The following is an 11,964-nucleotide window of genomic DNA, read 5'->3' as shown; positions in this document are numbered from 1 at the left end:
TGCGGCCGCTTGCAGCACTGCGGCGCCCACCCCGCTCGTCGCGCTCGTCAATACGATCGTCCTCGCATCGTTCATGATGCGGCCACCAGGCTCGTGTAGCGGCGATCACCGTAGTAAGCGCGGGCTGCACGCCGGTAGAACGCAGAAACAGGCTTCTTCAAAGGCCATGCAGAATCGGGGAACCACAACTCCAGTGTCCGGCCTAGATCGAGATAGGAGGCGCTCGGCCGGTCTCGGAATAGTCGGGCGATGAGCCATTGTGCGCAAGTGCCTAGTTCAAACAGATAGAGCAGTGGTCGGGCACTTTTAATCGACTTTAGCTCCGCAAGTAGTTCGTGGCGGATCCGGAAAGTCTGCAGAGCTGGCAGCACAGGGTCGCTGAACAGGTTGCCGTCAGGACGCCGCGAGGGCCAATCAGGCGCTGGGATAAATGAGAAGTGGCCGTCATCTAATCGCCATCGCGACGCGAGATCCCGAGTCTTCTCTGGGCCAACCACAATGACGTGGCAGCTGCGCGCGATATCCGGGAGTTCCAGTATTGAAAGCGATATCACTCCCTGCGTGAGCATCTGTGCAAAATGGAACTCGCGGGTCGCCAGGCCGTACGCCCCGATAAGGTCTGCATAGGAATACTGCCATTGCCAGTAGGCAAGCAGTCGAGGGTCAACTCTCGTTCGAAGTCTGAAAGCTGGTTTGTAGAGCTTCTTTGTGAGGTAGTCCAGATCCAGACTGATTGTCTCCAGCCAGCGGGGATCTCGAGGGGGATTGACCACATCGTCGAGGAGTTCGTTGAGGTAGCGCATGTACTCCCGGCGTTCGCCCTTGATTGAGGGCTCGAACTCTCGAACCTGCTTAAAGATCATCTGGTCGCAACGGCGCCAACTGTCGGCCCGCCAACCGCCGGTTGTAAGCAGGCTCAGATGATCCCAAACTCCATGGGTGCGCTTCGCCATAGCCACGCCGGCACCAGCGGCAACTCTCTCTAACAGCATCGCACAGGGCGGATTTTGCACCCATACCTCACCGCGGCTGCGCTCGGTCATGCCATGACCTCCTCGATGACGTCGCTTATGCGCCGCAAAGTCGCAAGGGGGATGTCACCCCAAAGCGGGAGGCACAACACGTCTTCCGCGGCCGCATCAGCAACAGCGGTTTCATCGCGCCGCAGTACATCGGCGAGTTGATAGCAGTGGTTGAAATAGCGTCGACTGTCGATTCGGGCAACCTGAAGTCGGCGATGCACTTCATCAGCCCTTGCCTGTACACCTGTTCGTAGTCGGACGACTGCGTATGCATTATTGGGCTGCACATCTGCGGCTGCACTCAAAACTCGTACGCCAGGAATATCCGCAAGCATTTCGATATAGGCGTTCATAGCAACTGCACGATTAGCGATCTCAGTATCCAACGCGTCCAGCACCAACAAGCCCACCGCCGCCTCGAGTTCGTTCAGCTTGGCGTTCGTACCTAGCGCGAGCGCCTCTCGACCGCCACCAAGGCCAAAGTTTCGCAATCGCCGCACCGCGTTGGCTACCGATTCGTGAGGGGTCGTAACCGCGCCGCCCTCTACAGTGTGCATCACCTTGGTGGCATGAAAGCTGACGACGGACACGTCGCCGAATGCAGTAACAGGCTGGTTATGGACACGGACGCCAGCTGCGGGAGCCGCGTCATATACCAGCGCAAGACTGTGCCGGTCGGCGACTTTCTGCAGAGCCAGGACGTCAGCAGGTTGCCCGAAAGTGTGTACAGCGAGTATGGCAACTGTCCGCGGTGTGATGGCGGCCTCCACTGCGTCGGGAGCGATGGTCAAGTAGTCCGGCTCCACATCTACGAGAACGGGTACCAGAGAGTTCCACATCAATGCTTGCAGAGTCGCTGGGAAGGTGAAGGCAGGAACGATCACCTCGCCGTCGAGATCGAGCGACCGGCAGGCCAATTGCAAAGCAAGCGTGCCATTTGCTGTGGCCACGACGTTGCGCCAGCCGAGGCGGTCTTGTAGAGCCGCCTCTAACCTCTGCTGAAGCGGGCCATTGTTGGTGATCCGACCGCAAGCCCAGATCTCAGTTAACAGCGGTAGAAGTTTGTCCAGAGGAGGCAAGTAGGGCCTTACAAGTGGAACATACGCCCGCTCCCTCTCGTCCGCCTCGGTTTCCCATTTGGCCTGCAAGAACGCTGAGATCTCACTGCTCATCGCCTGCCCCGGTTTCAGCTTTCGTACCCAAATGCATCGAGTTCGTCGCCTAGCCGTGCCTTCAGAACCGCCAACTCCGATATCGCGAACCGTGAACGGCGGTCCACACTTGGCCGCAGTTGGCTGCGCGCGTGACGCAGAAGCTCGTCATCCTTGCGCAGACGGAGGTGATCTAACATCAGCGAGAAGGTCCGATCGGGGTCGATAACCAGGTCTTCCTGTCTCACCAGCAGGCAGCGCTCCTCTTGTACGTCCATGAGCCGCCACCGCTTAAAATACGCGGCGGTATATGCGACAGCCTCGGCCGGGTCAGGCGGACCCCAGTCTCGTTGCGTGTGCGATAGCGCCACGGCCAACGGAGCCCGGACCATCACCACAATGCGAGCTCCAGGCAATAGACGGCACAATCGGCGAAGATAGAGAGCGTTGCTGGGAGTCTTCTCGCACAGGACTGGCCTAGTTGGGTCAAGAGCAGCAGCGCTAAACGCTTCGACGATGAAAGCCCCGAGTGCTTCGGTCAGCGACCCCTCATCCTGAGGCGCTGGCATAGGCAGACGTTGCCGGCCGGGCAGGCGTAGGTAACGCACGCCGAGTTGGTCGGCGAGCCTGTCGATTGCTCCCCTCAGCTCGGGAGTGTCCCCGAGCATGTTGTGCACGTGGGCCGTAAAGGCGGCGAGTCCGCTCATCGCTGCACTCGGGGTATATGCGACATTAATTGCCAGCGTCGGCCAAAGTTCGCAAATTGCCTCGAGCATCCGCGTCTCGCCGCCGGCGACGGCACTGACATCTGGGTGGCCACACAGCAATCGTTTAACCACGCTCGTACCAGTACGACCGTGCACGCCTCCAATGAAGATAATTCGTCGTGGCGCTTCGGCGAGAGACTTCTCCGGTTCCAAGTCCCGCTCCTCTCGGCCAGATCGCATTGCGTTTAGATCACCGGTGTACACTCGAATGTAGGCACGCCCAGCGACGTTGAAACTAAGGAATTCTCGATTCGTTTCACCGTTGGCAGACAGTCCGAAAAAGACACGTTTAGAGGAGACATGCCTCGAATAGTGTCTGACGCTTGTCCTTAATTCGCCAATCGCAACGCTTCGGTCCCACAGCGCCTCCCGCTGGCTCCGTCACTTCAAGAGGTGGTGACGATAGGCCGGCAACGTCACGGATTTGTTCTCTGTTACTCCAATCGAGCGAAAATTCACTCCAGTGCAGTAGCGCCGCTGCGGATGAAGTGGGCTTCATCATCCACTCAACCGTGAAGTAGGGACGGCGCGTGCAACGCCAGAGATCAGGTCAGGCCGTCCCCGATATCCTCTTCACGGGAAGCGTCGCCTCACGGCGTTGTCAAGCAAGAACTTCGAGCTGCTCGAGGTGGCCGACCAGATCGCGGCCTTGTGGCTGTCGATAACCTCATCCGTGCAGGTAGCGGGGCTGCAGAGACGGTGCGCGGAAGCGGTCCTGATTCCGCGCTGTTGTCGATCAGCACGGCATGATGGCCGGTGATGCTGCTCCGACTGGCTTAGCTGGCGTGACCAATGCGTTCGCGCTACTGCGGCTGCTGCCCGCGAGCGATCGGGACAAGGATGCGGAGATCCTGGTGCTGCGCCATCAGATCACGGTCTTGGAACGCCAACTGGGCAAGACCCGACCGCGGTTCTCCCCAGGCGACCGGGCGTTCCTCGCGGCGCTGTTGCACCGACTCCCGACGGAGGCGCTCCGTCGGTTCAGGCTGCGGATACGTCCGGAGACGGTGCTGCGCTGGCACCGGGATTTCTCGCACACCGCCACGCGGCCTAAGTCCCGCCCCAAGCGTCCCGTCCGACCACGGACCGTACGGTCGATCCGGCTCCTGGTGCTGCGCCTGGCAAGTGAGAATCCCAACCGCCGCATCCACGGCGAACTGCTCGTACTCGGCATCAAGGTGGCCGCGTCCACCGTCTGGCAGATCCTCAAGGACGCCGGAGTCGATCCGGCGGCCGAGCGCACCTTCGCCACCTGGTCGGCATTCCTCCGCTCGCAGGCTGGCGCTGTGCCGGCGTGCGACTTCGTTGAGACCTCCACCTTGAGCGGTGCCCGCCTGTACGTGCTCGCGGTCATCGAACACGCCAGCCGCCGGATTCACGTCCTGGGCGCCACCGCACACCCGACCACATCCGGCGCCGGCTGATCAGCCACGTGGGTGTCAGGACGAGGAGTGCTCCGAGGGCGACCGCGCAACCGGTGACGACCGGGGGAGCGAGGCGCTCCGCCGCTGCCATCCAGACGATGCTGCTGACGAGCCAGCCGAGCGCTGCGCCGAAGCACGTTGCGGCGACGAGGTCGAGCCACCGGTATGCCTCTGTCCGTGGAACGAGACCGCTCCACCGGGCTACGAGCACCGGGAGCCCGAACGCGGCCGCGGCGAGCGCACCGATCACGGGGCCTTTGAGGGCCGGGTTCAGCGACGTCGTGTACTGGAAGGACTGGATGGCGGCGAGTGCCATCAGCAGGGCGCCCAGGAATGACGTTTGCAGCAGGGTGATCCGGTCGCGCCGTCGGGTCGTCACGGCGCTGGTGACGTTGGCCGCCGTGGCGTTGACGGTGGTCGCTCGTTGGATCAGGGCATCGAGGTAGGTGGCTTCGCGGTCGAGCTGGTCGACGAACCACGCCAAGTCGGTGTCGTCACGGGCGAACATGCCGCCGGGGATCGGGCTGGGGGCGGGCCGGTTGCGGCGGGCGTTCACGTGCAGCGCCCGGGTGGTCGTCGCCATCTCCCGGATCTTTGTCTGGCGCCACAGCAGTTTCGTGGTGGCGAGCTGGACCTGCTGGACGAGGTCGTCCGTGGCGAGCACCGTGGCCGGGGCAGCGGACGGGCTGCCGACACTGGCCAGTTGAGAGGCGAGGCCTGTGACGGCGGTGTCGGTGTCGGCCACGAGGTCGGGCAGTGGTGTCTGTGCTTCGTGGACACGGCGTTGGTGACCGGCTCGGTAGATGTTGAGGCAATACCGGACAAGCGGTACCAGGCCCTGGTGGCCGTCGGCCGTCCAGATCCATTCGTCGACGGTGTCCTCAGCGTGTTCCGGTGCGGCGATGACGAGGGTGCGGTGGCGATCAGCGGTCTCGAACGAGGGGCGAAGCTCCCACAGCAACGCCCCCGCGGGGCCTGGGTCGGCCAGCGGCAGGTCCGCGTGCACGCCCAGCTTGCGCGCCAGCCGGTTACCCACCGTGGCGAGGTCGTCCAGGGCTGAGCTGTCAGGAGACAGGCCGAGCAGCACCGTGACGCGCCCGATTCCGTTGCGCTCGGCGTCGGGCCGGGCAACGGCGTGCCACTGCTCGATCAGGTCGGCCCAGGCTCGTTCACCGTCGTCGTCCGCGGAGATGGCTGCCACCAGACCCGCGGTGCCGTGCTCAGCGAAGACGAACATCGATCGGATACGGCCGGCAGTAGCCCGAGCCGCGGAGGCGACGATCCGGAAGGGACCGCTTCCCGTGGGCACCGCAGGCAGCTGCTCCGGCGCGTCCACGCTCAACAGCGGCGCGGTCATCGAGCCGGCCTCCCGGCACGCTCGCCACACCTGATCGAGCTGCTGCCAGCCCTGTTCGGCCATGACCCGACCACCGTCGAGGGACGCGAAGGCGTAGAGCAGCAACGCGGGTCTACTGATCATCGGCGGGCAAACCGGCGAGCCGTGCGTCTGTCGCCAGCTCCACCTCGTGCACCAGGTGCACGACCTCGTCCGGCGGTCCGTCGACCGGCAGGGCGCCGGGCTCGGCCCGCACCCGCACACCGACCAGATCGTCGAAGACACCCATGGCCCTCAGCACCTCGCGGGCCGTCCCCCGGCGGAGGGCGTCGCGGAGGGTGACCAGAGTGGTGGCGACTTCGGCCCATTCCTCGACGGTCAACCGGCTCCGCCTGACGCGGGTGCGCAGCTCGCGCAGGTCGTCGGCGTTCTCACCGTGTAACAGGGCGTCCGTCGTCACGATGGACCACCGTACCTGCCGGCGCGTGGAGACGAGGGCACACCATGGGGTTGTTCGGCCAGCGCAAGAGCCTAGACGACCGCTATCTCGAGATCAGGGATCTGGCCCGGCACGCGCACGCCAATCCCGGCGGCCCCAACCGCTGGCCCCGAGTGCAGGAGCTGGCCTGGCAACTGATCAAGGACTGCGCACCGCGGATCGTCGACGACTTCCGGGCAGCCGTGGTCGCCCTGGCGACCGCGAAGATCCTGCTGGTCCCAGATCTGGGCGCCCGCAACTGGCACCGGGTGGTGGCCACCGGCTGGGTGATGGCCTCCGCGATCTCCAAGCTGGACCTCGACAACGAGATCCAGCCACGCCCGGGCCTGCTCGAGGCGTTCGCGCGGGACCTGTTCCGCAACGCCGAGATGATCGCCTACGCCGCTCACCACGCCAGCCTGCCTGCGGCCGCGGGCGCGATCGCCGAGCAGCTCACCTCGATCCGGTTGGACGACCGGATGCTCCTCCGGTCGGCGACCGCCCTGGCCACCGGGCAACCGGCCTCGGCACAGGGGCAGGTGCAGGAGACGCTGCGCGAGCAAATCTCCGCCGCCCGGCGCACGCTGACGTTCGGCGGTGAACCCGGCGAGCTGGATGCGTTCTACTCCCAGCAGATCCTGGCTGACTTCCAGCGCATCGACCACAACCGGACCGGCGGTGCCCGAGTCGCACTGGCCGCCGGTACGGGCATCACACTGGAGGCGATGCGGGCCACCGGCCGCTCGCTGGTCTACCTGGGCGGTGGCGTACACGACGGGGTCGCAATCCGGTTCGACGCCGCAGCACTCAACGACCCGCAGACCCGCCTCGCCACCAGCATCACACTGCCCGACGCGGACATCAAGACGATCGAGCGCAAGGTCAGCGAACTGCACGCCGTGGCCACGGACCGGCGCGAACGGCGGATCACCGGCCTCGTGCTGTCCCAGCACATCGAGCAGTTGCTGGAATGGCTGGGCCGGACGGTGTGGCAGCCGCTGTTGGACCGCTGGCCCGACCTGCGGGAGCAGCCCTTCGTGGTCGTGCCGCTGGGCGAGGCCGCCCAGCTCCCGCTCTACACGGCACTGATCGACGACCGGCCAGTGTGCGCGACGCTCGACCTCACGATCGCGCCATCCGCGCGGTCTCTGGTGCTCGCCGCCGAACACCCCGTCGCATCCGGAACCATCCTCGTGGCAGCCGACCCCTCCTCCGGCGACGACGAACTGCCCTACGTCGTGGACGAGGCCAAGGCGGTCGCGGACGTCCACGGCGTGCCGCCCACGATCATCGGAACCGTTGCCGGCCCTGGGAACGAAGAACGGCTGCGGTCGGCAACCCGGCAGGCCTTCGACACCGGCGCCCGGGCATCGCAGGACCTGGTGGACCGGATCCGCACGAGCGCGATCGTGCACCTCGCGTGCCACGGCATGATCAGCCCGGCCAAGCCGCTGGAATCCGCGCTCCTGCTCGGCGGCACCCTACCCGTCGGCACCATGCTCGCCGAAGACCTTCAGCCCGGGTCCCTGATCGTGTTGTCCGCGTGCGATCTCGCCGGAATCGGCACCCAGAGCCCGGGGGAACAACTGGGATTCCCCGCGGTACTGCTCGCCTGCGGCGCCCGGTCGGTCGTCGCCGCACTGTGGCCGGTGCCCGACACACCGAGGACTGTGCGGCTGATGACCCGTTTCCATGAAGGTCTGGCCACGATGACGGGGACCAAGGCTCTCGGCTCGGCGATCGAGCGAGCACGTGACCACGGCGCTCCAGCGACCCTGTGGGCTCCGTTCACCTACTTCGGTGCGTGAGTCCCACACGGGCTGGCACCTCCCTGACCCCGGTCTGGGACTGGCTGGCGGCGTGCTCGACAACGTTGCCTGCAACTGCCACCCGGCCGAGCCGGGCCCACTGGCCGAGGTGCTGCCCTTTCATCCGCGCGCCCGCGGCTGACACCACTCCGCCGCCCGGCAGCTACGCCCGGCTGCCGCCGTGGCGTAGCCAGCGGTGCAGCGCCGCGCGCTCTTCGTCTTGGAACCGCGCGTAGCCCGGCTGCACGCGCCGCCACACGCAGTGCAGCCCCTGGCCGTCGAGATTCCCGGCCAGCAGCCCGAGGCCGGGCAGCATCGTCCATCCCGCCGCGTCGGGCGGCACAATCCACATTCCGGCCAGCAGTGCGGCGTCCACGAGGAACACGCCCGGCGCGGGGCTGTCCCACAGGTACTCAGGCCGCTGTATCGCCGCGAGGACCACCTATTGGGCGAGCTGGCCGGGCTTGCGGACTCGGGCGGCGGACTCGGGCGTCGCGGTGGGCTCGCTTCCAGCTCGTCTGCGCGCCTCGGGACTGGTGGTCGTGTGCGGAGCCGCGGGAGTGGACCTGCGCGGCGGCATGTCGTAGCCCTCCGATGATCGGCTGGCCTGCGAGAATCGTGGGATGGATCTTTCCGCCGCGCTGGAGGTCTACGACCGGGTGGCGCTCAACCTGGACAAGCTGGATCGTGTATGGCAGCGGATGCGGGATCTTGTGCCCGAGGGGCCGTTCCTCGCCGGCGGTAGTGACGACGAGGTCCTGTACGGCGAGTTGGCGCAGTCGTGGAAGGACATCGCGGCGAGCCTGCCGGCCATCGACGGTTGGCGCCTGGAGGTTGAAGTCGTCGACTACGGGGCGATCGGGCAGGCACGTGTGGACTACCTGGAGATCGACGAGCCCCTGGGCTTGCACGCTTTCGAGGCGCAGGTGGCCGCGCCGGGCACCGAGGCGGCCCGGTACCGGCAGCGACTCGCCCGCGCCCGCCAACGCCTGGTGCGCAAGCGTGCCGCCGACCTCGTGCGGGAGGTCGACGGCCTGCTCGAGCCGGTGCCCACGGACCCGGAGACCTTGCTGACGGAGGTCGAGACGGCTCCGGTTGTCGACACCCTGCGGGTGGTGGTCGCAGAGATCGAGCGCCTGCTGGGCGAGGCGCTGACAGGAGGTCCTCGTCAGCATGACCTGCACCGTCATCTGCGTTTCGGCGAGCCGCACGACCTGCGCGACATCGCGGTGTTCGACTGGCCGGCGTTTCGGCCGCACGTCGAATTGGCCCTCTACGGTGACGAGGCACCGGTGCCGGTGGAGGTCGACGACCTTGCGGTGTTGGCCGGTGCCACGGCCTCGTCGGTGCCGTCCGTGGTGCACTGGGAGCGGGTCGACGCCGACGGGTTCGAGCGGCTGCTTGCCCGCCTGCTGGAGCATGCCGGCACGTACACCAACATCAACCGGCCCATGAACGTCAACGCAGCGGACGCCGGCCGTGACATCGAGGCGTTTCGGCGCGTGTCCGACGGCCTGGCGGCCGAGCGTCTGGAACGGGTCATCGTCCAGGCCAAGCACTGGCCCGGGCGCGGGATCAACTCCTCCGATATCGCCGACCTGGTGCACGCGAAGCTGCCGCTCTGGGAGGGTGAGCCCATCCGGGGACTGATCGTCGCCACCACGGGTTCTTTCACCCAGGACGCGGTCCGTTGGGTCGAGCAGCACAACCGGGAAGCCCGGCGGCCGGACATCACGATCTGGTCCTCGGCCGAGTTGGAGGCGCTGTTGCGCAAGTGGCCGGCGATCCTGGCGGAGTTCGGCCTGCTCGGCTGACGGAGCGCTGTCCGCGGCCTCGACCAGCCGAGGCCGTCGGGGATGGCGGCGACGAAGTCCTCGGTGACGGCGCTCTGCGTGACGTAGCCGCCCAGGGGGATTCGACGCCCTGTAGCCGCTTGTGGCGCGGGCGTCGCGTCCACTGTGGCTGCCCCGACGTGGGGAGCGAGGTCGCCAACGCTGCCGGGTGGCCTCGTGACCGCTTCTGTCGGACTCTGCGAGCCGCCAGGATCCCATCACGTTGTGGGGTCGTGCCCGATCGAAGATCCGCCCACCTATAGTTGATCATGAAGTGATCGTCGGCCGCGTCGGTTCTGCTCGCGGTCGTGTGTGACGGGGTTGAGGGTGGCGTGGTCGTCGAGGCGGGTGTCGTGCGGTCGGGTCGTGATGTGCTCATCGAGTGGATGGGGCTGCCTGATCAGGCGCGTTCGGAGCGGCAGTCGGTATGCGCGGCGGGCGGGGTGCGGTTCGCGTTCTACGGTCGCACCTCCACCTCCGAGCACCAGGACCCGGTGACGTCGGCGGCGTGGCAGCGTGAGTCGGCCGAGGAGTTGACGGCTGGCCACGGCACGATCGTGGCGCACTACTTCGACGTCGGGAAGTCGCGCAGTGTGCCGTGGCGGGACCGCCCGGAGGCCGCGGCGCTGCTGCGGGCGTTGCGCGACCCGGACCGGGGGTTCGACGCGATCGTGGTGGGGGAGTACGAGCGTGCGTTCGCCGGTGAGGAACTGGCGCGGCTGCTGCCGTTGTTCCGGCGTTACGGAGTCCGGGTGTGGCTGCCCGAGGCCGCAGGCCCGGTCGATCCGGACACCCCGGAGCACAAGGCGCTGATGACGATCCTCGCCGCAAGGTCGTTGCACGAGATCCGGCGGGCCAAGTACCGGGCGCGGGCGGCGATGACGGTCCAGACTCGCGACCAGGGCCGCTACCTCGGCGGCCGGGCGCCCTACGGCTACCGGTTCGTCGACGCCGGACCCCACCCGATTCCTTCCCACGCCCAAGCGGGTCGTCGGCTGCGGCGGTTGGAGCCGGATCCGGTGGCCGCGCCGCACGTGCGGTGGATGTTCGCCCAACGCCTCGGCGGGGTCAGCCTGGAGTCGATCGTGGCGGCGCTCAACGACAAGAAGGTGCCCTGCCCGGCCGAGCACGACGCCGACCGCAACCGGCACCGTATCCGCGGGCTCTGGACGGTGCAGACCGTGGCGACGATCCTGAACAACCCCCGCTACACCGGCTGGCAGGTCTGGGGCCGCCAGACCGCCGAACGCGACAACACCACCCCGACCGAACGGCGCCGCGGGCGACCAGGGCGCCGTACCGCCGCCAAGAAGAACTGGGTGCTCTCGAACGCTCCCGCGCACGCCGCGCTGGTCGGCGAGCACGCCTTCGTCTCAGTCCAGCGCCTGCGCACAGCCCGTCCCACCCAGGACGGCACCACCCGCACCTACCGGCTCGCCGGAGACCTCCGCTGCCGCCCCTGCGGACGCCGCATGGACTCCCACTGGGCCCACGGCCGTCCCGGCTACCGCTGCCGCCACCAAGGCGACCACCCCGAACAGCGTAGGGGAGAAGCGGCCAAGACGCTCTACGTCCGCGAGGACGAGCTGCTGACCAGGCTCGCCGAACTCCTGCATCCCGACGAGGATCGCCCGGCCCGATCACCGCACGAGCTGGTCGCCGAGCTTCGCGCACATGGTCAGGTGATCGTCTACGACATCGACCAACTGACCCTGGCCGCTCGACACCCAGCCCCCGAGGCCGTAGAAACGACAAACCCCACGGAAACGCTTTGATAGTCTTCAAAGCGTTTCCGTGGGGTAATTCTGTGTCCGAGAGCGACTTGCGCACTATCCACACGTTTCCAGTTGCGCGAAACTGACCGACTTTATCTCGGAATTGATGGCCCGCGCCATTGAGGTATCATTTGGAATGGTGTTTATGTATTGATGTCATCTATAAAAAACTGGATCGAACTCGGAGTGCTCCGCTTAGGCGCGGAGCGCATCGTGACACAGAAGCAGTTCTTATGGGAGGGCATTGGGTCGATAGTTTGCAGATGGAAGATCAGAATTTCTGACCTAGACAACCCTGGGCGACTGCTGATGGTGCGCGCGACTCCAGATGCGCATAAGATGGCACCTGTCGAAGGGTAGTGCCGAACCTC

At 66.2% G+C, this 11,964-nt stretch carries 10 protein-coding genes; 4 read left to right on the top strand and 6 right to left on the bottom strand.

Annotated features, from left to right (window positions below):
* Positions 1-71 precede the first annotated feature (71 nt).
* Genes ACRAKJ_RS26665 through ACRAKJ_RS26655 form a run of 3 tightly spaced genes read right to left on the bottom strand, consistent with a single transcriptional unit; the run spans position 72 to position 3,093 of the window.
* Positions 72-1,043 (bottom strand): hypothetical protein, encoded by a 972-nt coding sequence (locus ACRAKJ_RS26665; protein ID WP_438922697.1) that lies wholly within the window; start codon positions 1,041-1,043, stop codon positions 72-74.
* The gene (locus tag ACRAKJ_RS26660) at positions 1,040-2,194 is read right to left on the bottom strand and encodes a DegT/DnrJ/EryC1/StrS family aminotransferase (RefSeq protein ID WP_438922698.1); all 1,155 of its coding nucleotides are present in this window, start codon (positions 2,192-2,194) and stop codon (positions 1,040-1,042) included. Before ACRAKJ_RS26660 ends, ACRAKJ_RS26665 begins: the two co-directional genes overlap by 4 nt.
* A 14-nt stretch (positions 2,195-2,208) precedes the next feature.
* On the bottom strand, positions 2,209-3,093 hold the full coding sequence (locus ACRAKJ_RS26655; protein ID WP_438922699.1) for a sulfotransferase: 885 nt from the start codon (positions 3,091-3,093) through the stop codon (positions 2,209-2,211).
* A 632-nt stretch (positions 3,094-3,725) separates the two neighbouring features.
* On the opposite strand from ACRAKJ_RS26655, the gene ACRAKJ_RS26650 reads away from it, so the two are divergent.
* Positions 3,726-4,364, top strand: a complete 639-nt coding sequence (locus tag ACRAKJ_RS26650) for a hypothetical protein (protein ID WP_438922700.1) — start codon at positions 3,726-3,728, stop codon at positions 4,362-4,364.
* Here the strand turns inward: ACRAKJ_RS26650 and ACRAKJ_RS26645 are convergent.
* Both ACRAKJ_RS26645 and ACRAKJ_RS26640 read right to left on the bottom strand, forming a co-directional pair.
* Positions 4,291-5,826 carry a CATRA conflict system CASPASE/TPR repeat-associated protein gene (locus ACRAKJ_RS26645; RefSeq protein ID WP_438922701.1) on the bottom strand — a complete coding sequence of 512 codons (1,536 nt, stop codon included), beginning with the start codon at positions 5,824-5,826 and terminating at the stop codon, positions 4,291-4,293. The genes ACRAKJ_RS26650 and ACRAKJ_RS26645 overlap by 74 nt on opposite strands.
* A gap of 7 nt (positions 5,827-5,833) precedes the next feature.
* Complete coding sequence (locus tag ACRAKJ_RS26640) at positions 5,834-6,160, bottom strand: hypothetical protein (protein ID WP_438922702.1); 327 nt, start codon at positions 6,158-6,160, stop codon at positions 5,834-5,836.
* 44 nt (positions 6,161-6,204) lie between these two features.
* Here ACRAKJ_RS26640 and ACRAKJ_RS26635 point away from each other — a divergent pair, with 44 nt between their 5' ends.
* Positions 6,205-7,986, top strand: a complete 1,782-nt coding sequence (locus ACRAKJ_RS26635; RefSeq protein ID WP_438922703.1) for a CHAT domain-containing protein — start codon at positions 6,205-6,207, stop codon at positions 7,984-7,986.
* Between the two features lie 163 nt (positions 7,987-8,149).
* On the opposite strand, the gene ACRAKJ_RS26630 is transcribed toward ACRAKJ_RS26635, so the two are convergent.
* Positions 8,150-8,362: a hypothetical protein gene (locus ACRAKJ_RS26630; RefSeq protein ID WP_438922704.1), complete on the bottom strand. Its 213-nt coding sequence runs from the start codon at positions 8,360-8,362 to the stop codon at positions 8,150-8,152.
* A 247-nt stretch (positions 8,363-8,609) separates the two neighbouring features.
* On the opposite strand from ACRAKJ_RS26630, the gene ACRAKJ_RS26625 reads away from it, so the two are divergent.
* Entirely contained in the window at positions 8,610-9,800 is a 1,191-nt protein-coding gene (locus tag ACRAKJ_RS26625) for a restriction endonuclease (RefSeq protein ID WP_438922705.1), read from the top strand.
* A 350-nt stretch (positions 9,801-10,150) separates the two neighbouring features.
* The gene (locus ACRAKJ_RS26620; protein WP_438922706.1) at positions 10,151-11,593 is read left to right on the top strand and encodes a recombinase family protein; all 1,443 of its coding nucleotides are present in this window, start codon (positions 10,151-10,153) and stop codon (positions 11,591-11,593) included.
* Positions 11,594-11,964 lie beyond the last annotated feature (371 nt).

The organism is Saccharothrix sp. DSM 118769 (assembly GCF_052936295.1).
The sequence above is the reverse complement of the archived record's forward strand: the minus strand, read 5'-3'. Positions and strand labels throughout refer to the sequence as shown.

What these genes read in the sequence shown, in the direction of transcription:
- ACRAKJ_RS26665 (WP_438922697.1), bottom strand. Translation starts at nt 1,043, where the DNA reads ATGACCGAGCGCAGCCGCGGTGAGGTATGGGTGCAAAATCCGCCCTGT.
- ACRAKJ_RS26660 (WP_438922698.1), bottom strand. Translation starts at nt 2,194, where the DNA reads ATGAGCAGTGAGATCTCAGCGTTCTTGCAGGCCAAATGGGAAACCGAG.
- ACRAKJ_RS26635 (WP_438922703.1), top strand. Translation starts at nt 6,205, where the DNA reads ATGGGGTTGTTCGGCCAGCGCAAGAGCCTAGACGACCGCTATCTCGAG.
- ACRAKJ_RS26625 (WP_438922705.1), top strand. Translation starts at nt 8,610, where the DNA reads ATGGATCTTTCCGCCGCGCTGGAGGTCTACGACCGGGTGGCGCTCAAC.